Genomic DNA, 21,724 nt, shown 5'->3' on the forward strand with positions numbered 1-21,724 from the left:
GAAGAAATATTTTCGATTTACGCTTGACGCTTTGCCATTTCAGGGGAATAATGCGCGCCACTTGGCTACATAGCTCAGTTGGTTAGAGCATAGCATTCATAATGCTGGGGTCCGGGGTTCAAGTCCCTGTGTAGCCACCAAGTACTAAAAACGGCTTACCGAAAGGTAGGCCGTTTTTTTATGCCTTGGGAAAAGTCCTTTTCCTCCCGCTCCCTGCATGCAATTCAGATACCTCCGTAAGAAAAAAGTAGATCTCTGGTACGAAACGGATCTTTCGTAGCATCAGCCACCTGTCGCTCTCTCCCCGAATCGCTCCTATACCGACAAGCTCCCCTGGCTCGATTCAGCGCCATGCAGGGAGTTGGCATGCCTCAATACAAATACCTTCTCGACGATGACTGGTTATTAAATCCGTATAGCGGTGGCAGGGCCTGGTTTACTTTGCTTCCACCGAAAGCGCCGGAGCCAGTGTACATCGAGAAGGATGAGTGGCCTGCGCCCAAGCCACGCGAAGACAGGGTATTTGCCAAGTCCTGCACGCCGGACAACTGGTGTCGCACGGACGCTGGCACTGCCAAGGAGCCAGCCAGCAACTTCGGCAAGATCATGGTCGCCGGCGCCATGCTCATGCCATCCGCCAGCACCGCTGTCGCGACGGCAATAGGCGCCGACCTGGCTTTGGGGCGTCTGGCCGGCGGCGGGATTTTGCAACAGCGCCTGAACTGGGCCATCCGTGGCGCCGGCGGGCCGGCCAGCGTGTTTGTGCTGGGAATGCTGCCGAGCAAAATGGCCGACGGCACGCTTCACACCGACGAAGAACTACGCCGCATGAGCCGCGCCACCACGCGCGTGCGCTTCCAGTTTCGTCGTGATGCCGAAGGTGTTCTGCGGGTCTACGGCATCCACTCCGACGCCTCTGGCGACGACGCCGTACGCACGGTGAACGTCAAGTGGAACGCCGACAAGACCGCCATGGAGGCCAAGCTCAACGGCATCACCATTCTTTGGACGCCGCAACGCGGGCCGTTGGGGTCGATGCCTCCGCTGGTTTATCCCGACCACGGTGAGGCACTCGACCCGATCCTCGTCCACCCGATTCCGGACAATACCGATAGCCAGATTGAGGGTCTGCCGGGCGAGGATGTAACGGCCGAGGATTGTATTCTGGTGTTCCCGGCGGACACCGGGCTGAAGTCGCTGTATGTGGTTTATTCGAGGCCGGCGAGGCAGACGCCTGGGATCGTTACGGGGGTGGGGGAGGATGTGGCGGGGATATGGCTTGCGGGTGCTGATTCGGACGTGGGGGTTCCGATTCCAACAGACGTTGCCAACTCCCTACGAGGACGAGAATTCAAAAACTTCGACTCATTCAGAGCAACCTTTTGGAAAACTGTTGCAGAGTCAACATCGGGGGGTGAGTTGATTGAACAGAATGTTGGTCGCATGCGTAAGGGTAAGGCGCCACGTGTGCGTAAAGCCGATAGAGTCGGCGGTAGAAAGTCTTATGAAATTCACCATCTCGAAAAAATATCCAAGGGTGGTGGCGTATATGACCTAGATAACCTTCGAGTAAATACTCCTCGGAACCATATCGATATACACCGGCGTGAATAGGCAAATATGAAAGACACCTTATTAAAAGCCAGCATTTCTGAATACACAGAGGCCGAATTCGTCGCGCTACTACAAGAGCTCGCGAAAGAGGATGAAGAAGCTGAAAACGATGATCGTGCTGATTTACTGTTGGCGCACTTCGAGACAATCAGCGAGCATCCAGCAGGATCAGACTTGATCTACTACCCGGAGCCTGGTGCTGATAACTCCCCTGTGGGGGTAATGCAAAGTGTCAGGGACTGGCGAGAAGCACAGGGATTGCCGGGGTTCAAAGGCTCTTGATAAATCGTGTCGTTGAGGGTTCGAGCCATCGAGTTAACTTTGGCTGTCACGATTTATTGCGTCTCAACACATCCAAGATTCGTGCATGAGATAGGCAATGGCAACGGAATTCCTTATTAAAGACGATTTGTCAGATTACACCGAGCAAGAATTCATCAACATCCTTGAGCGCATTATCGGAAATGAGGGGAGCGAAGAAGAAGAAAGCAAGCTCGTTCTTCACTTCAATTTGATTTGTGGACACCCAACAGGATCCGATTTGATTTTTTACCCTGAAGATGGCGCCGATGACTCGGCACAGGGAATCATTGAGTCATTGAAGAAATGGCGTAGTGACCATGGACTGTCGGGCTTCAAACAATGATAAGAAAACGCACCAAGCAAAGCATAGCTGACTACACAGAATCAGAATTCATCTGTTTCGTGAAAAATATAAGAGCAGTCAACAGAAGTGGGTCTGACAAGGAGCTTGGCAGATTGCTGGCGGAATTCAGGGCTTTGACCGGCCACCCCGCTGGAACAGACCTGATCTTCTACCCCGAGCCCGGAGCAGATACAACATCTGCCGGAATAGCTCGTACAGTCATGGCTTGGCGCGAAGCGAATCGACTACCCGGGTTCAAGACATGAATCCTGCCGCCCGTTTCATTTGAACTGTGGAACTTCAACTTGAGAACGTTATGACTAACATATCCGACTACACCGAAGCGGAATTCTTGAAATTTGTGCAATCTGTTCTTGCAGCCAACACAAGCCCAGACGAGATTCTCGATCCGCTGTTGTTTGAATTTGTACGTCTGTGTGAGCACCCAGCGGGCACTGACCTTATCTATTGGCCCGAGGAAATGAAACAACAAACAGCCGAGGGCATTACCGAAATCGTGAAAAAGTGGCGCTGTACCCATGGTCTACCCGGCTTCAAGCAATAAGTTTCTGACTCACTAACCCTGCATCACTCTCAAGAAGATCGCATCGCCAGAGTTACCGCTTTCGCGAGCAGGCTCGCTCCCACAAGGGCATCGTTTTCGGCCAATCGATTGGCGCGGCCGCTGATCGGAAGGGCTGTAATCCCCACGCGGTTTGCACCCCGTCCGCCCGCTCGATAAAGTCCCTCAAGACTTCTACCCCACGGACGGAGAGCCCGCGTGTTTCCAGCCCAGCCCTTAAAGCGCTTTCGCCTGCCAGCCCTGACACTGCTTGTCAGCGCTCTGACCCTCACCGCATGCAACGCCCCGCCCTCTTCTTCCTTGCCACTGGCACCAGAAGCTGCATCCGGTTACCGCACTGATCTGCAAACCCGACACGCCAATAAACACATGGCCGCTGCTGCCAATCCACTCGCGGCCGAAGCCGGGCGGGAGATGTTGCGTCAGGGTGGTTCGGCGATTGATGCGGCGATTGCGATGCAGGCGGTGTTGACGCTGGTTGAGCCGCAGTCTTCCGGGATCGGTGGCGGGGCGATGATTGTGTTGTGGGATGGCAAGCAGGTGCGCACCTATGACGGCCGCGAAACGGCGCCGGCCGGGGCCACCGAGAAGCTGTTCCTGAAGGCTGACGGTAAACCGATGGCCTTTACGCAAGCGCAGATCGGCGGGCGCTCGGTCGGTACGCCCGGGGTATTGCGCGCGCTGGAGCTGGCGCATCGGCAGCACGGTCGCTTGCCATGGGCGAAGCTGTTTGAGCCAGCGATCAAACTGGCCGCGCAAGGCTTTGCGATTTCCCCGCGCCTGCATTCGCTGCTGACTGCCGATCCACTGATACGCCAGTCGCCAGACATGGCTGCTTACTTCCTGAATGAGGATGGCAGCGTCAAAGCTGTCGGCACGCGCCTGCAGAACCCGAAGTTGGCGGCCGTGTTCAAACGTATCGCCAGCGAAGGTGCCGATGCGCTGTACAAAGGTCCGATCGCCGAAGAGATCGTCGCCAAGGTTCAACAGCACGCCAACCCCGGCAGCCTGTCGCTGAACGATTTGCAGCGCTATCAGGCCAAGGAACGCGCGCCGCTGTGTACCGACTACAAGCGTTGGCAGGTCTGCGGCATGCCGCCACCGTCGTCGGGCGGGATCGCCGTGGCGCAGATTCTCGGCACGTTGCAGGCGCTGGAGACTCGCGACCCACGCCTGTCGCTGACTCCACTCAAACCAGTGACCACCAATAAGCCGGCCGGCATCGAACCGGCGCCGCAAGCGGTGCATCTGATCGCCGAGGCTGAACGTCTGGCCTATGCCGATCGCGCGCAATACGTGGCCGACACCGACTTCGTCCCGGTGCCGATCAAAGGGTTGCTCGATCCTGCCTATCTGGCCAGCCGCGCCAGCCTGATCGGCGAGCGCAGCATGGGCAGCGCCAAACCGGGCACACCGCCGGGCGTACAGGTTGCCTACGCACCGGACCGCTCGCCGTTGCGCATCTCGACCTCCCAAGTGGTCGCGGTGGATGATCTCGGCGCAGCCGTGTCGATGACCACCACCATCGAAGCCGCGTTCGGCTCGCACCTGATGGTTCAAGGTTTTCTGCTGAACAACCAGATGACCGACTTCTCGTTCATCCCCGAAGAGAACGGGCAGAAAGTCGCGAACCGCGTCGAACCGGGCAAACGCCCACGCTCGTCGATGGCGCCGACGCTGATCTTTGATCGCAACACCGGTGAATTTGTCGCCACGGTCGGCTCCCCCGGCGGCTCGCAAATCATCGAATACGTGGCGAAAACCACCATCGGCCTGCTCGACTGGAACCTCGATGCACAAAGTGCGATCAACCTGCCCAACTTCGGCAGCCGCAATGGCCCCACCGAACTGGAACAGGGACAGTTCAGCCCGGCGCTGATTCAGGCGTTGAAAGACAAAGGCCACACGGTCAGTGAAATCGACATGACCAGCGGCACCCAGGCGATCGTGCGGGTGAAGGACGCGCAGGGCAAAGCGACATTGACGGGGGGTGCCGATCCTCGGCGTGAGGGAGAGGCGTTGGGGGACTGAAACACTGCATTGAAAAAAGGCCTGTCGAGCAGCAGGCCTTCTCCCGGGAGTAAATCAGACCGCCAACGTCTTGCCATCCACCCCATCCCCAATCGTCAGGAAATGCCCGCCCGCAACGTGGTGCAACGTACGCAAACCATCGTGCCCTTCGAAATGCCAGCGCCCGTCGCTGAACACACGCTCGTCGGCCTGGCCGGCGATGACTTCGGCGAGGAACAGGTCGTATTGCTCGTGATTGCGCGGCTCCGGCAGCAGGCGGCATTCGAGCCAGGCGACACAGCCCTCGAGCAGCGGCGCTTCAACCTGTTCGCCGGCAAAGGTGTGTAGGCCGTACGCCTGAAACTTGTCGTGACCTTGGTTGCGGGTGATTTCCAGGCCGGAGGTGTTGCCGACAGTTTGCACGATATCGGCCTGATTGACGCAAGGCACGTTCAGCACAAAGGTGCCGGAGGCTTCAAGCAACTGGCGGGTCCAGGTGGATTTGTCGAGGACGACGGCGACTTTCGGCGGTTCGAAATCCAGCGGCATGGCCCAGGCGGCGGCCATGATGTTGCGTTGGCCGTCGTGAGCGGCGCTGACCAGCACGGTCGGCCCGTGGTTGAGCAGGCGGTAGGCTTTGTTCAAGGGCACCGGACGGCGGTGGGAGACGCTCATGGGGATCTGCTCCGGAGGAAAAGGAGCCGATTGTAGCGCTGTCACTGGCGAAACACAGAACCTGTGGGAGTGAGCAGATGCGGCGCTGCCCCTCGGTGATCGTTCCCTCGCTCTGCGCGGGAATGCATCCTGTGACGCTCTGCGTCACGCCAGCGAAGGAACGCGGAGCGTCCCGGGCGGCATTCCCACGCAGAGCGTGGGAACGATCAGTGCGGTGTCAGTGAGAGAGCTGATTGGCAAACTGCCCCACCGCATCCACCACTTTCTGCGCACCGTCCTGAATCTCGACAATCACCGTGCCTGCCTCCGCCGCCAGCGCCAGGCCCTGTTCAGCCTGAAGCTTGCCGTCGGTCATCAGCGCCACGGCATTGCGGGCCATTTCCTGGTTCTGCCGTACCACGCCGACGATTTCGTCCGTCGCCTGGCTGGTGCGCGAGGCCAGTTGCCGGACCTCGTCCGCGACCACGGCAAAACCACGGCCCTGCTCGCCGGCCCGGGCGGCTTCGATCGCGGCGTTGAGCGCCAGCAGGTTGGTCTGTTCGGCAATGCCGCTGATGGTTTTGACGATCGTGCCGATCACCAGCGACTGCTCGTTCAGCGCCTCGATACCTTCGCCGGCGGCTTGCATGTGCCGCGACAAATCACGCATCACGTTCACCGCTTCGGTGACGACCGTGGTGCCCCGTTGCGCGGTGCTGTCGGTTTGTTGCGAAGTGCTGTAAGCGATGCTGGCCGCGTCGGCAACCGCCTGCTCGCGGTTGACCTGATCAGTAATCACCGTGGCGAACTTCACCACTTTGTACAGTTTGTCGTTGGCATCAACCACCGGGTTATAGGACGCTTCCAGCCACACCGTACGACCATGGCTGTCGATACGCTTGAAGCGGCCAGCGACAAACTCACCGCTGTTCAAGCGCCGCCAGAAGTTCTGGTACTCGGCGCTGTTGTACTCATCCGGGGCGCAGAATGTGCGGTGATGTTTGCCTTTGATCTGCGCCAGGCTGTAACCCATGCCGTTGAGGAAGCGATCATTGGCGCTGAGCACATTGCCGTTGAGATCGAACTCGATCACGGCGGTGGAGCGCACCAACGCGCCGATCAGGTTCTCATGCTCGCGGGAGGCCTCGATGGTGCGGGTCAGGTCGCTGGCGTAGAAGGAGATGTGTCTGATCCGGCCATCGGACGAGCGCACCGGTTGCACGATGGAACGCAGCCACGCCTCGTCGCCATTGCCGCGCAACAGGCGCACGGCGCCGGCAAAATGCTCGCCACGGCTCATCGAGTTTTTGAAGCGCTGATGGAATTCGTCGGTTTTGACGTGGGCCGGCACGATGTCTTCGATTGCCCGGCCGATCAGGTCCTGGCTCTTGTAGAACATTTCATCGAGAAAATTCTGGTTGACCGAACGAATCCGCCCGTCGGGCTCAAGGGTCAGCGCGAGCATTTCGCTTTCCAGGCTTTCCTTCACTTGTACAAGGCTGGAGAGTTCTTCGCGCAGAGCGGCCAGCTCTTGTTTCAAGCGTTTATTGAACATGGGAAAGCACCGATGGCAGGGTAGTTAGCGGATACAACCTAGCCATCGGCCTTGCGCAGCTTTTCTGAAGCCAGCGCCAGACCCGTCAGTCGAAAATAATCCGGCGCTTACGGATCAGGCAGCGCCGGCCGCCTGACACGGTCCGCTACGTGGCATGCGCGCACCGAAATACGCCGCTGTCAGAACTCCCACCGCGCCCATCACTGCACAGAAGATTACGCAGACCCACGGGCTCCACGGCATCAGACCAATCAGCAACAGCGGTGTGATACTTGCCCAGGCGGCGTAGGCAATGTTGTAGGTGAAGGAAATGCCCGACACTCGAATCCGCGCCGGAAACAGCCCGACCATCACCGAAGGCACCGCACCCACTACCCCACAAGCCAGACCGGCGACCGCATAGGCCATGCCGATCCAATGCCCGCCGATGATCAGACAGCCATACAACACGCCAATGCCCAATGGCAGCAACAGGCTGTAGAGCATGACCGTGCGCCAGGCGCCGATGCGATCGACCAGCAGCCCCGCGATCACGCAGCCAATGTTGAGAAAGACGATGCCCAAGGCACTGAGGCCGAAGGTGTAGCTGGCGGTCATGCCGAAGGTTTTCTGCATCATGGTCGGGGTGATGACGACGAACACCACCACTGCCGAGGTGAGTACGCAGGTGAGCAACATGGCCGGCAGCATGGCCAGACGATGTTCACGCAGCACCGTGCGCAGCGGCAGCTCGACCCGCGCCTCGCGCTGCGCTTCCAGGGCCATGAACACCGGGGTTTCGCTGAGCCAGCGGCGCAGGTAAACGCCCACCACGCCAAACACACCGCCGAGCAGGAATGGATAGCGCCAGGCGTAATCGAGAATTTCGGCAGGCGTGAAAACCTGCGCGAGGAAGGTCGCAGTGAGTGCGCCGATCAAGTAACCGAAGGTCAGGCCGGCCTGCAGGAAACCGAGGGCGTAACCGCGATGGCCGGTCGGGGCATGCTCGGCGACGAACACCCAGGCACTTGGCACTTCGCCGCCCACCGCAGCGCCTTGCAGGATGCGCAGCGCCAGCAACAGCAAGGGCGCGAAATAGCCGATCTGTGCGTAGGTCGGCATGATCCCGATCAGCAGACACGGCAGGGCCATCATCAGGATGCTCAGGCTGAACACCTTTTTGCGGCCCAGACGGTCGGCGAAATGCGCCATCAGAATCCCGCCCAGAGGCCGCGCCAGATAACCGGTGACGAAGATGCCGAAGCTTTGCAGCAACCTCAGCCACTCGGGCATTTCCGGCGGAAAGAACAGCTGACTCAGGGTCAGCGCGAAGAATACGAAGATGATGAAATCGTAGATTTCCAGCGCCCCGCCGAGCGCGGCAAGGCCGAGGGTCTTGTAGTCGGCACGGCTGAACGGCGCCGGTCGGGCTGGAGAATTGGCAGTCATGACAAAGAACTCAGGCATCGGCAAAAACCAAGGCGCTCATGGTCTACGCAAAAGCGCGGATCGACAACCCGTCAGACCATAGTCTCGGTTTGCGAAAACCTGCTCAACAAAAGGGCGGCGCTTGATTTACTGTTAGCGCCTGTCCAAGGGACCACGCCAACACCGACCAGCCGCCCATGTGGGAGCGAGCCTGCTCGCGAAACGTCAGTTCAGACAATCTGATGCTGAATGTGCCGACGTCTTCGCGAGCAGGCTCGCTCCCACAGGGGATCTCCGTGGCTGTCGAGCCGGGCGACTGCTCCCGCGGATCAAAATAACCATAAAAAATCCGAGGTACTTCCCGTGGCCGTTGATATCGAAGATAGCCGCTCCGCGCGCTTTGCCCTGCGCTGTTCCAGTTTTGCCGAACGCTGGTTTCCCGACTCCTGGGTGTTCGCCGCGTTGGCCGTGATCATCGTTGCGCTGGCCACTTTGGCCATGGGCGCCAAACCCACCGCTGCAGCGATGGCCTTCGGCGACGGCTTCTGGAGCCTGATCCCGTTCACCATGCAGATGGCCTTCGTGGTGATCGGCGGCTACGTCGTCGCCAGCTCTCCGCCCGCAGTCAAGCTGATCGACAAACTGGCACGCATCCCGAAAAACGGCCGCTCCGCCGTGGCCTGGGTAGCATTGATCTCGATGGTCGCCTCCCTGCTCAATTGGGGTCTGTCGCTGGTATTCGGCGGGCTGCTGGTACGCGCCCTCGCCCGCCGCACCGACCTGAAAATGGATTACCGCGCGGCCGGAGCTGCGGCATATCTGGGACTTGGCGCGGTGTGGGCGCTGGGCTTGTCATCGTCAGCCGCGCAGTTGCAGGCCAACCCGGGCAGCCTGCCGCCGTCGATCCTGTCGATCACTGGCGTGATCCCGTTCACCGAAACCATTTTCCTCTGGCAGTCCGGGGTCATGCTGCTTGCGCTGATCGTGATCTCGATCATCATCGCCTACGCCACCGCGCCCGGGCCGAACTCGGCACGCGACGCCAAGGCCTGCGGCATCGACCCGGCGTTCAACCTGCCGCCGCTGCAACCGCGCACTCGCCCCGGTGAATGGCTGGAACACAGCCCGTTGCTGATCATTGTGCTGGTGCTGCTGGCGGCGGGCTGGCTATTTCACGAGTTTTCGACCAAACCGGCGATCACTGCGATTTCCGGCCTAAACACCTATAACTTCCTGTTCATCATGCTCGGCGCGCTGTTGCACTGGCGCCCGCGCAGCTTCCTTGATGCGGTGGCCCGTGCGGTACCGACCACCACTGGCGTGTTGATCCAGTTTCCGCTGTACGGCTCGATCGCCGCGCTGATGACCACGGTCAAAGGCGCCGATGCGCAAACCCTCGCGCATCACATCTCGACTTTCTTTGTCAGCATCGCCTCCCACGACACCTATGCGCTGCTGATGGGCGTGTATTCGGCGATTCTCGGTTTCTTCATCCCGTCCGGCGGCGGCAAATGGATCATCGAAGCGCCTTATGTGATGCAAGTCGCCAATGATCTGCAATACCACCTCGGCTGGGCGGTGCAGATCTACAACGCCGCCGAAGCCCTGCCGAACCTGATCAACCCGTTCTATATGCTGCCGCTGCTTGGCGTGCTCGGGTTGAAGGCGCGGGACTTGATAGGCTTCTCGTTCGTGCAACTGCTGGTGCACACGCCGCTGGTGCTGCTGTTGTTGTGGGCGCTGGGGACGACATTGGCGTATACGCCGCCGGTGATGCCGTAAGTCGATAAAAACGCACCTGCTCAAGGGCAGGTGCTCTTAAAACTTGGTTTGATCGTTGCTTTAGACGGGTCGCGCCTGATCAAGCACCTGCTGACGAAATTTCACTGGCAGGTCGCCGGGGGTCAGCACCTCGACCGCAACACCCAGCAGGTCTTCAAGCTCAACCTGAAGTCCGCCCAGATCAAAAAGCGTCGTGCCGGGCAGCGGGTCAACCAGCAGATCGAGATCGCTACCGTCCAGATCCGTCCCCAGCAATGCTGAACCAAATACACGCGGGTTGGCCACACGAAAGCGCCTGATCACTTCGCGGACGGCGGACCTTTGCATGTCGAGAGCAGTAGAAGGCTTCATGACTCACCCTTGGAAAATTCGATGTCGCTGCAGTCTAGCAGTGCGGACGCGCACCAGGCAGCGTGCTTGTTGGCACAGCCGTAACAATATGTGCGCTGCTTGGGTAATACCGCATTCAGGCAAGAATCCACACCCAACCGCTTTTCTGTCAAACACCACTGATCCACTATGAAGCGCCCCCAAACTCGAGGGGAACCCACGCTGAAAAGGATCTGAGCATGTTCAAACTCGCAGGACTTACCCTCGTTGCACTGACGCTAAGCGCCGCCGTCCACGCCGATGTCGACGTGAAACTGGGCAGCACCGAGCGCGTCACCCGCCTCTTCGCCTACCCCAACAATTGCAGCGTGATCTGCTTTCGCAACTGGACGCTGGAGCAGACCGTTGTTCACTACCTGAGCCAGAGCGTCCAGCGCGACGGTTACGCCGATGCCAAGGTGCTGGTGAAAAATGACAACGATCAGCTCTACGCCGAGATCACCGGAGTGCCGGACGGCTATGACAAGCCGCTGTCGGCGTTGCTCGATGCCGGCGACCTGGCGTATGCCGGCGCCAGCAAGCTGAATGCCGCTGGCAAGTGGGCCTACAGCTGGTATCTGTTCCTGCCGCTGGGCATGGCTCTGGAAAATCGCAAGAGCGTCGAGTTGCTGCACTTCCCGCCTGACTACTCACTGACCCAGGCGCAGGACTACCTGCGCTCGAACACCACCGATCGCTGGGCGACGTTGCTGACCGATAACGGTATCCCCGCCGGGCAGACGCCGGCTTACCAGACCATCATCGACATCGCGCCGATCGCCGCGCCGTCCAATGCTGGCGGGGATCTGGAGGACGTCTACGACTACTTCAAGGATTACCAGACCACGCTGGTCAAGCAGTTCAGCCAGACCGCCAGTGGCACGACGTTGCCGATGGTTGCGTTTGGGGCGCCGGTGCGCAACTGGATCAAGGAACAATATGGGCCGACGGTTGGCGTATTGGGGCTGGCGAGCATCAGTTCGGCCGAAGGGGTGAATGTGCCAGTGCTCGGTTCCAACCATCCGAGCTATATCTGGTACGCCGCCGATCCGAAGAGCTATACCGGCGACGATGCCCAGGCCAAGGCTGACGCGGCGGGCCTGAAAGTCATGGGCCAGGATTTGAGCGCGGCTTGCTGGCAGGCCGGGATGGGCAGCAAACCGGGCAGCGATGCACAGGCCACGCTGAACAGTTGCACACAAACATGGCAGGTGACGCAAAAGGTCAAAACCTGCGAGTTGTTCTATATCTCGATCCGCAACCTCAGCGCAGAACAAGCCGCCGCCAAGTGCGCCACGCCACGAATCAAGACACAACTGCAGCAGCTGAAAGCGCCCTTGCCTGCGGCCGCCGTGCCCGCACCCGCTCTGTAGTCGCTGCCGGAGCCCCCGTGTCAGTCAATGCTGACGCGGGCCAACGGTGATCGCGCCTGTCAGGTTTGACAGTAGACCGGTACCTTCAATTGCGCGACGCTTGGATCCAATCATGCTTCGCCTGGCGGGCGTGGGCACAACCCGGAGGCAATACTCACCAACAAGGATCGTTATGAACAATCAAGCCATGGGCCGGCACCTGCCGCGCGATCCAGAAGGCATCTATCCGTTCGCCGGACTTCCGGTGCGGCTGGGCTTTCCATCCTGCCAGGACTTTCAGATTATCCACGACGAACGTGGCATGGCCACGGCGGTGGTCGCACGCCGCGAGTTTCTGCGCATTAGTCGAATGTGCCGGGTTTCCGGGCAATTGCTGCCCTATCGCTGTCGACAGACCCGTCAGCTGCAAGCCGGCATCCACGTTTACGATCCGCGCTTTTGCGGGGTGCTGGAACACGCCTGCGACCCGAATGTATTTCTCGACATGAGCGAATTGTGGCTGTGGGCCTTGAAAGATATCCACAGCGGCGAACATCTGAGCATCGATTACGCATCGACCGAAGACAAACTGCTACGCCAGTTCGCCTGCGATTGCGGCTCGTCGCGCTGCCGTGGCTGGATCACCGGTTACGACGATCCACCCACGCCTGAAGGCCAGCGCTTTTTACAGCGCTGGCGGCATCCAGGCCGTAACTGAACGCCGCGGTTACGGCGCGCCGACCGGACGCAAGCGGTATTGCGGCGGCAACTGTTCGAAACCGCTTATGGTGGTATTGAGACTTTTCCAGCGGCCGTCCTTGATGCCGTAGATGCAGCCGTGGATCGACAGCGGCTGTCCGCGGTGCCAGGCGTTCTGGATGATGCTGGTATGCGCGACGTTGGCCACTTGCTGGATCACGTTGAGTTCGCACATGCGATCGACCTGCTCTTCTTCGGTCGCCAGCTTGGCCAGCTCTTCGCGCTTTTCGTAATAAAGATCGCGGATCGACCGCAGCCAGCCATCGATCAGGCCGAACTGGCGATCCTGCATCGACGCGCGCACGCCGCCGCAGCCGTAGTGGCCGGTGACGAGGATGTGTTTGACCTTGAGCACATCCACCGCGTACTGGATCACCGAGAGGCAGTTGAGGTCGGTGTGCAGCACGACGTTGGCGACGTTGCGGTGTACGAACAGATCGCCCGGCAGCATACCGACGATTTCGTTGGCCGGTACGCGCGCGTCGGAGCAGCCGATCCATAGATATTCCGGAGTCTGCTGGCGCGCCAGTTTGGCGAAGAAATCCGGGTCTTCCTTGGTGATCGCGTCAGCCCAACGCTCGTTGTTATCAATCAGGTCTTGTAGATCGTGCATGGATAAGGCCTCAAGAAAGATGCGCAGGTTTGATAGACGACCACCCGTCGAAGTCACGCCGCCAGCGCAAAGTGTTTTCGTTGGAATTCTCGCGCGCCCGGTGAGTCCACTCAGTAAGGCCCACAGTATGAGGAATTGCCATGACTGATTCACGACGCCCTTATGATGCGGTGCAACCGGAACCCATCGATGATAACGAAGACCGCATGGGCTCGGTGCACGAGCTGGACTTTGACGATGAAGAGCCCAGCGCGAAGATCGGCGATGAGCTGCCCGAGCGTGAACGTGAACAATTGATGCCGGCTGAGCGAGTGCGTGAGGCTGGCATGACCGGTGCCTCGGTGGATGATCATCAGCCGACTGACGATGACCTGAGCCCTGAGACGTTGATTCGCGAGGATGGTGCGAGAGATGCCGAGGAAATCGGCGAGGGCAATCCGGCGGATTGGGATTTGAGCGAGGTCGGTGAAAACGACATCGGCGGCGGTGACGGGCTGGATGAAGCGGAACTGGCGGATCTGGATCCGCTGGATGGCAAGCGGAGATAAGAGGCGCCTGATCTGACGCGTTCGCGAGCAGGCTCGCTCCCACAGGGTTCAGGATGGTTACAGAATCAAATGTGGGAGCGAGCCTGCTCGCGAAGCTTTCAAGGTCGATCAGTCAACCAGGGTACAGGCCATAACCACCGCATCTTCACGCCCACCCACCGCCGGATAATAATCGCGACGCCGGCCGATCTCGTTGAAGCCATACCGCTCATACAACCTGAACGCAGCCGTGTTGCTGTCGCGCACTTCGAGAAAACACTCGCGAGCCTCGGCCGCATACGCTCGCGACATCAGATGCTCAAGCAACGTCAGGCCCAACCCGCGCCCCTGATTTTCCGGCTTGACGGTGATATTGAGCAGGTGCGCCTCATCAAGAATGATCTGGACCACGCCATGGCCAACCTGTTGCTGGCCTTCGAACATCAGCCAGATCTGGTATTTGCCCAGGCCATCGAGAAAAATCCCCCGGGTCCACGGATGGCTGTACGCGGCGTATTCGATCTTCAGCACAGCGTCCAGATCCGCCTCGGTCATCGGGCGAAAGGTTACAGCCTCACTCATCGGATTGTTTCCAGCGCGCCATCAGCCGACGCATGGCTTGCCACACAGCGGCCTTGCGCTGTGGCTCTTCCATTAACAGTTCCAGACCGGGAATCGCCCAGGCCAGGCCCAGACCTTCGATCTGCAGTTCACTATTGAACGCTTCGGCGTCCGCTTCCCCGGCAAACTTCACCGCAGGCAGGCCGATCAGCCACAGACAGGCGCAGGGCGCCGCTTCCATCTGTACCGAGAGGAAACCCTGTACGAAGTCGCGCGCCGCTTCCGGGCCTTGATCCAGCGTGCCGCGATTGAGCCACGGCCAGCGCACCGGCTCGCCGACGATTTGCGGCGCATCCGGCAGACCGGCGGCGCGCAGCATGTCCTTGAGCAGCAGGTAGGCCGGATCGCGACTCTGAAACGCTTCGCCTGTGGGTAACTCGACCAGCAGCAGGCAGCGCCCGGCGCGCAGCAGTTGCAGGGCGAACCGCGGCGGCGGCACTGGCGCAGGCTTGACCACCACCGGCGTGTCGTCGACTTCCTCCACCGGTTTCGCGCCGTTGCGGGTACTGGCCAGCGACGGACGCGGCACTTCGATTTTCGGCCGCTCGACCTGACGCGCGGCAGGCTGCGCCGGTGCTTCAGCCAGAGGCGCCGGAGCAACCGGCACCTCAAGCTCAGGCTCGGGCATCTCCAGCAGCTCGGGCCGCGACGGTGCGGCGAAAGGCAGTTCGGTGCGCGGCAGCCAGTTGACCACCTGCATGGCGTTCAAATAGGCGCGGCGGCGGGACTCGATAAGCAAAGGTCGGCCACTTGTGGATAACGGAAAGTGCGCTGATTCTACCGCCCTTCGCACAAGATCGCTCGCTGTTGATCGATACCCCGCGCTGCGCTGCGCCGCTGCCCTGTGGGCAAAGAATGCGACAGCCCGTCCCGAGAGTGAATCGCCGCGCCTGTGATGCAGTACAATCGCCGCTTTTAATCGCCAACCAGCCGGCCATTCCGATGATCGAACCCAAGCGCGTCTTGCGCGCCCTCGCTGAACACTGGGCACTTCTGGAGCCACTGTGCGAGCACTTCGACCAAGGCACCCTGAGCCTCAACGAACTGCGCACGCAACTGGCCGCCCAACAACTCGACAGCACGCCACAGGACATCACCAGCCTGCTCGACGTGTGGATTCGCCTCGATATTCTGGTTCCGGTGGCGAAAAGCCCGAACCGTTTCGAGCTCAACGCGCAGATCCACGACTTCCTCGCCTACCTGCGCCGCGAACACCGCCTCGGCCTGTGCCTGGAAATCGAAGCCTATTTGCGTCACCTTGAGCGTCTGGCCGGTTATATCCAGGACGCTTTCGACGTTCGTGATGGCAACGATCTGGCGCGCCAGCTGCGCTTGCTCGACATGCGCGTGCGCGACGTACTGAAGAAACTCGACAACGATGAACAGGCCTTGGTGGCAGTCGCCGAACGGGCGAAGACCAGCGACCGGCAGATTCCGCTGCGTCAGCGTTACGCCGAAGTCCTGGCGACGTGGGACGAATACGTCGAGCCGATGATCGATCTGGTCAACGCCGATGGCGCCTTCGAACAAGGCGTGCGCAAGGTCGAAACCGTTCTGCTGAAGATGCTCAGCGAACAGCAGCGCCTCGGCCATCTGGTCGATGACGACATGCTCCTGCGCACCCACGCGCGCATCCTCGAAATGCAGACCAGCGCGCAACTGACCCTGCGTCATGCCCGCGAACTGCTGCTGCCGCTGCGTGAAGAAGCGCGTCGGCACAACGCCGTCACTCGCGGCGCCGCACTGGCGCTGGCGGCGATCCGGCGTAAAGGCATCGACGCCGTGCCGCAAGCGGCAATGCCACTGTTCACCCGTCCGCAAAGCACCTTCCTGGGCAGCGCCAGTCAGGTCGAAGCCTACGTCTACGCGCTGGCGCGTTTCGAGCCGAAACCGGCGCGCTTCCCCAAGGCGCACAAAACCCAGAAGGCGGGCGACGCGCCACGAGCGCCGCGCACCGTGCGCGAGATGGTCGATCGTTGCGAAGAATCGTTGCCGATGCCGGACCTGATGACCTGGCTGCTGGAGCAGGAACCGGACGGCGCCACCGACGAATTGCTTTACTGGTTCTCGCGCCTGTCGCGGGAAAAACGCTTCAAGCGCGAGCGTCTGGAACGCCGCGAATATCACACTCACGAGCACCAGGTCAGCCTGCGCTCCTTCGCCCTGCTCTCGGCCAGCGACACCGCCGCCGAGGATTCTGCGAGCATCCCAAATGCATCTTGATCTTTCCGAACTGTCGCAACTGGCGCCGATCTTCCGCGAGTTGTTCAAGGGTTACCACGTCAGCCGCCGCGATCCTGAGCTGTATGCACAACTGTCGAATTTCCAGGACCAGTACCGCACGCTGTTCAAGGCGCTCGGCTTTGAACTGGTCTGCGACACCCGTGGTTTCTACTATTTCGTGCCGGACATGGCCGCCGCAGCGGTGAACAAGACCGCCCAGCGTCTGGCGCTGTTCACCTTCATCCTCGTCGAGCACCTGGCCGATCAGGGCCGCGACCCGATCGCCGTGCTCGACGGCGGCAGCCTCGGCCGCGAAGAATTGCCGTCGCTGCTGGACAAGTACCGCGACCTGTTCATTCAGGCCGAAGTGCAGACCGTCGAAGAACTCGAAGAAAAAATCATGCGCCGCATGACCCAGCTTGGTTTTGCCGGCGAAGAAAACGGTGTCTACCGCTTCCTGCCGCCGATGCACCGTTTCCTCGACGTGTGCCTGTCGGTACAACAGGACCGCGACCTGGCAGCCAGCGTGCACAGCGTTCTGCCGCTGCCGGCGCCGGTGCTGATCGACGAAGAAGCCGAAGCGAAATTCCTCGAAACCGACGATCCGCTCGATCTTTCCGAATTTGAAGAAGAAAGCGAAGAAGACGCACTGGCCCGCGCCATTGCCGAAGAACAGGAGTCCGATGCATGAGCCAGGAACGCTACGGCATCCGCCGCTTTGCCCTTTTGAACACCGCCGGTTACAGCCTCGGTCTGTTCCCGCTGGAAGAACCGCTGTCGGTTTACGGCGCGAACAACCTCGGTAAATCAGCGTCGATCAACGCCTTGCAGTTCCCGATTCTGGCGCGCATGTCGGACATGAGTTTCGGCAAGTACAGCCTCGAACAATCGCGGCGCTTCTACTTCGCCTCCGACACCAGTTACATCCTCGTCGAAGTCAACCTGCCCCACGGCCCCCACGTGATCGGCGTGGTCGGTCGCGGCCCGGGCGGCGGTTTCGGGCACCAGTTCTTCGCCTACGCCGGCAAGCTCGATCTGGCCCACTACCAGAAAAACGACACCTGCCTGCGCCAGAAAGAACTGTTCAGCAATCTCGAAAAAGAAGGCCTGAAAGCCTACGAACTCAAGCCGGATGAACTGCGCCGCTTGCTGGTTGGCGGCCACACTTCGATCCCGCTCGACCTGACGCTGATCCCGCTGCGCTCCACCAGCGAGCAGAGCCTGAAGACCTTCCGCGCGCTGTTCATCAACCTGCTGCACATGCGCGAAATCACCGCGGCCAAGCTCAAGCAACTGTTCCTCGATGCCTTCGAACACAGCCTGCGTTCGGGCAGCGTCGATTACATCGCCGCGTGCGAAGAAGCCTTCCGCGATGTGCGGCGCATGGAGCAGGACTACAACTCGCTGGTCGCCGCCGGCCCATTGGTCGAAGCGCTGGCCAACGGTGTGAAACAGCGCGATGTGCTGCGCGGCAAGCTGCATCGCCTGTCACCGCTGCTCGACTCCTTGCTCGGCACCTGGTCGGACTACGCCACGGCGCGCAAGGAAGAGCTGACCATCCAGGCCGAGCACTACCGCCGCGAGCAGGACGATCTGCAGAACGATCAGCGCGGTGGTACTCAGGAACTGATGCGTCTGGAGCGGGAAATTTCCGGTATTCAGCGCTGGCTCGGCGAGTTGTCGGTGCTGAAGAACCGCTTCGCCCTGGTCGATGACGTCAAAGTGCTCGAGCAACAATTGCTCGCGGCCAAGGATGCACACGACGAACTGGCCGGTGCCTTGGCGCAGTCGCGTCAGTTCAGTGCCGAAGATCTCGAAGAGCGTCTGCGCGATCTGGAAAAACGCCTGAAGTCGGTGAAGCAGCAACTCGATCACGCTGATAACAACAGCTACGCCCGCCTGCGCGAAGAGTTCTCGCAACAGGACGTCGAACGCCTGATGCGCCTGTTCAACAGCGCGCTGTTCAGCCTGCCGCTGGGCGAGCACGGCATCACCCTCGACGAAGACGGCGAGTGGGTCAAATCGGTCGAGCTGATTCTTGACGGCTTCAAAGGCGAGCGCTTCGAAGTGCCGGGCCTGTCGATCGACATCTCGCACATCGAGCCGCCGGCCCTGCAAGCGCTGGCCGACCGTGCCGCGTTGCGCGATCAGAAGGAGCGTCTGGAAAAAGAGCTCAAGCAACTGAAAACCCAGCAAGCCGTGGCCGCCGACCGCGCCGCGAGCAAGACCCAGACCGAGGCGCTGTATCAGCAGGTGCTGGACGCGCAGAAGGCGCTGGAAGATTTCCGTCGCACCCAGACACTGAGCGCCGAAGAAAGCGACAAACTCGAACAACTGGCGCAGATGGAAGCTGCGCAGGACGAACTCAAGCGCTCCAGCGATGCCTTCACCGAGCGCGTCCAGCAACTGTCGGCCAAGCTGCAACTGGTCGGCCGTCAGATCGCCGACATGGAAGCCAAGCAACGCACCCTCGACGATGCCTTGCGTCGTCGTCAGTTGCTGCCAGCGGATCTGCCGTTCGGTACGCCGTTCATGGATCCGGTCGATGACTCGATGGACAACCTGCTGCCGCTGCTCAACGACTATCAGGACAGCTGGCAGGGCCTGCTGCGTGCCGATGGCCAGATCGAAGCGCTGTACGCGCAGGTGCGTCTGAAAGGTGTGGCCAAGTTCGACAGCGAAGATGATATGGAGCGGCGTCTGTCGCTGCTGATCAACGCTTACGCGCACCGCACCGATGAAGCCCTGACTTTGGGCAAGGCGCGGCGCGCGGCGGTCACCGACATCGCCCGCACCCTGCGCAACATTCGCAGCGACTACGACAGCCTTGAGCATCAACTGGCGCTGTTCAACCGCGAGATCAACAAGCGCCAGGTCTCCAACCTGCAGAGCTTCCGCATCGTCCTCGCACCTAACAAGGAAGCGCTCAAGCACATCGACCAGATCATCCACAGCGCCGGGCAGTACGAAGAAGGCGAAACCCTGTCGGTGTTCGACCTCAGCCAGAGCGCCGAGCAGGACAACAAGAACGAAGAGGCCAAGGAATACCTCGCGCGGCTGGTGGCGGCGAACCACAACCAGCTCGGCCTCAAGGACTTGTTCGAACTGGCTTTCGAGATCACCAAGGTCAACGGTCAACCAGTCATCCACACCGACATCGACGGCGCGGCCTCCAACGGTACGACCATGACCATCAAGGCGCTGACCAACATGTACTTGTTGCTGCACTTGATGGATCGCGACCTGGCCGGCCGCGTGCGTTTGCCGTACTACCTGGACGAGGCGGCGGACATCGACGAGAAGAACCAAGCGGCGCTGCTGGAAACCAGTCTGCAACTGGGCTTCGTGCCGATTCTCGCAAGTGTGAAGCCGCAGGTCTGCGCCAGTGTCGCCATCGACCTGGAAGGCGGCAGCGGCCCGGCCGGGATCTACATCGATGAGGCGGACTGGAAGTACATCCGTCGCCATGATGTGGTCAAGGCCACGCTGAATGTGCAGGCGGATGAGCCGGAGCTGGATGCGGTTTGATCGGCTTTAGCTGAAGGCAAAAAAAAGGTTCTTCACGGAATTCCGGGAAACACAGAAACAAGAACGCCGATTTGGTTGATGATGTTCGTGCGAGCAAACACATCTAACAAACCGGCGTTCTTATGCGTGATATTAATACTTTCCTTCCTTTTTGGGAGGGCTTTTCTGTCGTCACGATCAAGCCTGATGGCGACGCACTACAGATCGATCTGATCCCCCATGCCACCCGATTTCCTTCCTGTGGCGGCTGCCTAAGGCCCTGTTCAACTACGCATGAGTATTGCGAGCGCGTCGTTCGTGATTTGCCCATCCTTGGCCGCGCTGTACGTCTCAACGTTTTGCTCAGGCGGGTTGGCTGTCGTGACTGTGGCAAACGCATGGAGGCTGTCAGTTGGCTAGACCGCTACGCTCGCATGACGCGCCGCTTGGCCGAGGCGGTCATTCAGGCCTGCGAACGCCTTCCAACCCTGCACGTGGCTCAGATGTTCGGCCTACATTGGGATACTGTTAGGTTGCTGGAGCGTCGAGCCTTGCAAGCGACGTTGAGCGCGCTGCCAAAGGCGCAACCGCGACGTTTGGTGATGGATGAGTTTGCGTTGTTCAAAGGGCATCGTTATGCCAGCGTGGTGCTGGATGCCGATACCCGGCGCGTGCTGTGGATTGGTGAAGGCCGCAGCCGTGCGGCGGTCAGGCCATTCTTCGAAGAGCTGGGGGCAGAGGGTTGCGCCCGAATCGAAGCGGTCGCGATGGACATGAATACTGCTTTTGACCTGGAGGTTCGCCAGCACTGCCCAAAAGCTCGAGTGGTCTATGACCTCTTCCATGTCGTGGCCAAATATGGCCGAGAAGTGATCGATCGGGTTCGCGTTGACGAAGCCAATCGGCTACGTCATGACAGGCCGGCTCGCAAGGTTATCAAGCAAGCGCGATGGCTGTTACTGCGCAATCCGCAGAACCTGAAAACGCCGGAGCAACAGCTCCATTTACAAGACCTGTTGGCGGCCAACCAATCGCTGATGACGGTCTATTTGATGAAGGCTGAACTCAAAACGCTCTGGACGCCGAGCACCGCTTGGGACTGGAGATCAGCCTGGAAACAATGGCTGCGCCACGCACATGAAAGCGAAATACCTGCTCTGATCCAGTTCGCCAAACGGCTAAAGCTTTACTGGCGGGGCATTGTGAGCCGAGTTCGCTGGCCGATGCATACCGGCCAACTGGAAGGAATAAACAATCGAATAAAGGTGATCAAGCGGATGGCGTACGGTTACCGGGATAGCGAGTTCTTTTTCATGAAAATCAAGAGCGTCTTTCCCGGTAATCCGTGAAGAACCAAAAAAAAGGGCCGCGATCTGATGGGATCGCAGCCCTTTTTTATGGTCTGGATTTGTGTCGATGTGGCTGGCCCCTTCGCGAGCAGGCTCGCTCCCGCAATTGGAATGCGTTCCCCTGTGGGAGCGAGCCTGCTCGCGAAGACGTCT

Annotated in this window: 21 protein-coding genes, 1 tRNA gene and 1 pseudogene; 15 read left to right on the forward strand and 8 right to left on the reverse strand. The window is 60.0% G+C overall.

The window, feature by feature from the left end:
• Positions 1 to 63 precede the first annotated feature (63 nt).
• From BXA01_RS11035 to ggt, 7 genes are all read left to right on the forward strand, one after another.
• A tRNA-Met gene (locus BXA01_RS11035) sits at positions 64 to 140 on the forward strand.
• A 226-nt stretch (positions 141 to 366) separates the two neighbouring features.
• Positions 367 to 1,614 carry an S-type pyocin domain-containing protein gene (locus tag BXA01_RS11040; RefSeq protein WP_076564111.1) on the forward strand — a complete coding sequence of 416 codons (1,248 nt, stop codon included), beginning with the start codon at positions 367 to 369 and terminating at the stop codon, positions 1,612 to 1,614.
• Positions 1,615 to 1,620: 6 nt separating this feature from the next.
• On the forward strand, positions 1,621 to 1,896 hold the full coding sequence (locus BXA01_RS11045; protein ID WP_076564112.1) for a bacteriocin immunity protein: 276 nt from the start codon (positions 1,621 to 1,623) through the stop codon (positions 1,894 to 1,896).
• 97 nt (positions 1,897 to 1,993) lie between these two features.
• The gene (locus tag BXA01_RS11050) at positions 1,994 to 2,260 is read left to right on the forward strand and encodes a bacteriocin immunity protein (RefSeq protein WP_076564113.1); all 267 of its coding nucleotides are present in this window, start codon (positions 1,994 to 1,996) and stop codon (positions 2,258 to 2,260) included.
• Complete coding sequence (locus BXA01_RS11055; RefSeq protein ID WP_076564114.1) at positions 2,257 to 2,526, forward strand: bacteriocin immunity protein; 270 nt, start codon at positions 2,257 to 2,259, stop codon at positions 2,524 to 2,526. The genes BXA01_RS11050 and BXA01_RS11055 overlap by 4 nt, the downstream gene beginning before the upstream one ends.
• 50 nt (positions 2,527 to 2,576) lie before the next feature.
• Entirely contained in the window at positions 2,577 to 2,825 is a 249-nt protein-coding gene (locus BXA01_RS11060; RefSeq protein ID WP_076564115.1) for a bacteriocin immunity protein, read from the forward strand.
• Positions 2,826 to 3,041: 216 nt separating this feature from the next.
• Complete coding sequence (ggt, locus tag BXA01_RS11065; protein ID WP_076564116.1) at positions 3,042 to 4,874, forward strand: gamma-glutamyltransferase; 1,833 nt, start codon at positions 3,042 to 3,044, stop codon at positions 4,872 to 4,874.
• 54 nt (positions 4,875 to 4,928) lie between these two features.
• Here the strand turns inward: ggt and BXA01_RS11070 are convergent, their stop codons facing one another.
• The 4 genes and pseudogenes from BXA01_RS11070 to BXA01_RS11080 form a co-directional block, all read right to left on the reverse strand.
• On the reverse strand, positions 4,929 to 5,528 hold the full coding sequence (locus BXA01_RS11070; RefSeq protein ID WP_076564117.1) for a flavin reductase family protein: 600 nt from the start codon (positions 5,526 to 5,528) through the stop codon (positions 4,929 to 4,931).
• Between the two features lie 217 nt (positions 5,529 to 5,745).
• Positions 5,746 to 6,354, reverse strand: a complete 609-nt coding sequence (locus tag BXA01_RS27695; RefSeq protein WP_420480646.1) for a methyl-accepting chemotaxis protein — start codon at positions 6,352 to 6,354, stop codon at positions 5,746 to 5,748.
• A pseudogene (locus BXA01_RS27700) lies at positions 6,334 to 7,062 on the reverse strand (PAS domain-containing protein); the annotation flags it as partial. The pseudogene BXA01_RS27700 and the gene BXA01_RS27695, both read right to left, overlap by 21 nt.
• A gap of 114 nt (positions 7,063 to 7,176) precedes the next feature.
• A complete protein-coding gene (locus BXA01_RS11080) occupies positions 7,177 to 8,490 on the reverse strand; it encodes an MFS transporter (protein WP_076567706.1) in 1,314 nt (437 codons plus the stop codon).
• A gap of 342 nt (positions 8,491 to 8,832) precedes the next feature.
• On the opposite strand from BXA01_RS11080, the gene BXA01_RS11085 reads away from it, so the two are divergent.
• Complete coding sequence (locus tag BXA01_RS11085; protein ID WP_016773194.1) at positions 8,833 to 10,251, forward strand: short-chain fatty acid transporter; 1,419 nt, start codon at positions 8,833 to 8,835, stop codon at positions 10,249 to 10,251.
• 60 nt (positions 10,252 to 10,311) lie between these two features.
• Here BXA01_RS11085 and BXA01_RS11090 read toward each other — a convergent pair whose 3' ends face one another.
• Positions 10,312 to 10,602 carry a nucleotidyltransferase family protein gene (locus BXA01_RS11090; RefSeq protein ID WP_076564119.1) on the reverse strand — a complete coding sequence of 97 codons (291 nt, stop codon included), beginning with the start codon at positions 10,600 to 10,602 and terminating at the stop codon, positions 10,312 to 10,314.
• A gap of 218 nt (positions 10,603 to 10,820) precedes the next feature.
• Here BXA01_RS11090 and BXA01_RS11095 point away from each other — a divergent pair, with 218 nt between their 5' ends.
• Together BXA01_RS11095 and BXA01_RS11100 are read left to right on the forward strand one after the other, a co-directional pair.
• A complete protein-coding gene (locus BXA01_RS11095; RefSeq protein ID WP_076564120.1) occupies positions 10,821 to 11,993 on the forward strand; it encodes a hypothetical protein in 1,173 nt (390 codons plus the stop codon).
• A gap of 172 nt (positions 11,994 to 12,165) precedes the next feature.
• A complete protein-coding gene (locus BXA01_RS11100; protein ID WP_076564121.1) occupies positions 12,166 to 12,690 on the forward strand; it encodes a lysine methyltransferase in 525 nt (174 codons plus the stop codon).
• A 9-nt stretch (positions 12,691 to 12,699) separates the two neighbouring features.
• Here BXA01_RS11100 and can read toward each other — a convergent pair whose 3' ends face one another.
• Complete coding sequence (gene can / locus BXA01_RS11105) at positions 12,700 to 13,344, reverse strand: carbonate dehydratase (RefSeq protein WP_039761245.1); 645 nt, start codon at positions 13,342 to 13,344, stop codon at positions 12,700 to 12,702.
• Positions 13,345 to 13,484: 140 nt separating this feature from the next.
• Here can and BXA01_RS11110 point away from each other — a divergent pair, with 140 nt between their 5' ends.
• A complete protein-coding gene (locus BXA01_RS11110) occupies positions 13,485 to 13,892 on the forward strand; it encodes a serine kinase/phosphatase (RefSeq protein ID WP_076564122.1) in 408 nt (135 codons plus the stop codon).
• A 108-nt stretch (positions 13,893 to 14,000) separates the two neighbouring features.
• On the opposite strand, the gene rimI is transcribed toward BXA01_RS11110, so the two are convergent.
• A complete protein-coding gene (gene rimI, locus BXA01_RS11115) occupies positions 14,001 to 14,453 on the reverse strand; it encodes a ribosomal protein S18-alanine N-acetyltransferase (RefSeq protein ID WP_076564123.1) in 453 nt (150 codons plus the stop codon).
• Positions 14,446 to 15,192 carry a hypothetical protein gene (locus BXA01_RS11120; RefSeq protein WP_051600542.1) on the reverse strand — a complete coding sequence of 249 codons (747 nt, stop codon included), beginning with the start codon at positions 15,190 to 15,192 and terminating at the stop codon, positions 14,446 to 14,448. The genes rimI and BXA01_RS11120 overlap by 8 nt, the downstream gene beginning before the upstream one ends.
• A 242-nt stretch (positions 15,193 to 15,434) precedes the next feature.
• On the opposite strand from BXA01_RS11120, the gene mksB reads away from it, so the two are divergent.
• The 4 genes from mksB (at position 15,435) to BXA01_RS11140 (ending at position 21,571) form a co-directional block, all read left to right on the forward strand.
• Positions 15,435 to 16,715 carry an Mks condensin complex protein MksB gene (mksB, locus tag BXA01_RS11125; protein ID WP_160768349.1) on the forward strand — a complete coding sequence of 427 codons (1,281 nt, stop codon included), beginning with the start codon at positions 15,435 to 15,437 and terminating at the stop codon, positions 16,713 to 16,715.
• Positions 16,705 to 17,406, forward strand: coding sequence for an Mks condensin complex protein MksE (mksE, locus tag BXA01_RS11130; RefSeq protein WP_016773189.1), 702 nt, complete (start codon positions 16,705 to 16,707; stop codon positions 17,404 to 17,406). The genes mksB and mksE overlap by 11 nt, the downstream gene beginning before the upstream one ends.
• A complete protein-coding gene (gene mksF, locus BXA01_RS11135) occupies positions 17,403 to 20,243 on the forward strand; it encodes an Mks condensin complex protein MksF (RefSeq protein ID WP_076564124.1) in 2,841 nt (946 codons plus the stop codon). The genes mksE and mksF overlap by 4 nt, the downstream gene beginning before the upstream one ends.
• A 122-nt stretch (positions 20,244 to 20,365) precedes the next feature.
• A complete protein-coding gene (locus tag BXA01_RS11140) occupies positions 20,366 to 21,571 on the forward strand; it encodes an ISL3 family transposase (RefSeq protein WP_083957550.1) in 1,206 nt (401 codons plus the stop codon).
• The last annotated feature ends 153 nt before the right edge of the window (positions 21,572 to 21,724 follow it).

Origin of the sequence: Pseudomonas sp. B10, from assembly GCF_900156235.1 — a bacterium.
Classification (GTDB): domain Bacteria; phylum Pseudomonadota; class Gammaproteobacteria; order Pseudomonadales; family Pseudomonadaceae; genus Aquipseudomonas; species Aquipseudomonas siliginis.

Excerpts from the sequence above, each read along its gene's own strand:
- mksF (WP_076564124.1), top strand. The coding sequence starts at position 17,403 with ATGAGCCAGGAACGCTACGGCATCCGCCGCTTTGCCCTTTTGAACACC.
- BXA01_RS11040 (WP_076564111.1), top strand. The coding sequence starts at position 367 with ATGCCTCAATACAAATACCTTCTCGACGATGACTGGTTATTAAATCCG.
- can (WP_039761245.1), bottom strand. The coding sequence starts at position 13,344 with ATGCACGATCTACAAGACCTGATTGATAACAACGAGCGTTGGGCTGAC.
- BXA01_RS11090 (WP_076564119.1), bottom strand. The coding sequence starts at position 10,602 with ATGAAGCCTTCTACTGCTCTCGACATGCAAAGGTCCGCCGTCCGCGAA.
- BXA01_RS11080 (WP_076567706.1), bottom strand. The coding sequence starts at position 8,490 with ATGACTGCCAATTCTCCAGCCCGACCGGCGCCGTTCAGCCGTGCCGAC.
- mksB (WP_160768349.1), top strand. The coding sequence starts at position 15,435 with ATGATCGAACCCAAGCGCGTCTTGCGCGCCCTCGCTGAACACTGGGCA.
- rimI (WP_076564123.1), bottom strand. The coding sequence starts at position 14,453 with ATGAGTGAGGCTGTAACCTTTCGCCCGATGACCGAGGCGGATCTGGAC.
- BXA01_RS11095 (WP_076564120.1), top strand. The coding sequence starts at position 10,821 with ATGTTCAAACTCGCAGGACTTACCCTCGTTGCACTGACGCTAAGCGCC.
- BXA01_RS11055 (WP_076564114.1), top strand. The coding sequence starts at position 2,257 with ATGATAAGAAAACGCACCAAGCAAAGCATAGCTGACTACACAGAATCA.
- BXA01_RS11110 (WP_076564122.1), top strand. The coding sequence starts at position 13,485 with ATGACTGATTCACGACGCCCTTATGATGCGGTGCAACCGGAACCCATC.
- BXA01_RS11050 (WP_076564113.1), top strand. The coding sequence starts at position 1,994 with ATGGCAACGGAATTCCTTATTAAAGACGATTTGTCAGATTACACCGAG.
- BXA01_RS11045 (WP_076564112.1), top strand. The coding sequence starts at position 1,621 with ATGAAAGACACCTTATTAAAAGCCAGCATTTCTGAATACACAGAGGCC.
- BXA01_RS11140 (WP_083957550.1), top strand. The coding sequence starts at position 20,366 with ATGCGTGATATTAATACTTTCCTTCCTTTTTGGGAGGGCTTTTCTGTC.
- BXA01_RS11100 (WP_076564121.1), top strand. The coding sequence starts at position 12,166 with ATGAACAATCAAGCCATGGGCCGGCACCTGCCGCGCGATCCAGAAGGC.
- BXA01_RS11120 (WP_051600542.1), bottom strand. The coding sequence starts at position 15,192 with ATGCAGGTGGTCAACTGGCTGCCGCGCACCGAACTGCCTTTCGCCGCA.
- mksE (WP_016773189.1), top strand. The coding sequence starts at position 16,705 with ATGCATCTTGATCTTTCCGAACTGTCGCAACTGGCGCCGATCTTCCGC.
- BXA01_RS11070 (WP_076564117.1), bottom strand. The coding sequence starts at position 5,528 with ATGAGCGTCTCCCACCGCCGTCCGGTGCCCTTGAACAAAGCCTACCGC.
- BXA01_RS11060 (WP_076564115.1), top strand. The coding sequence starts at position 2,577 with ATGACTAACATATCCGACTACACCGAAGCGGAATTCTTGAAATTTGTG.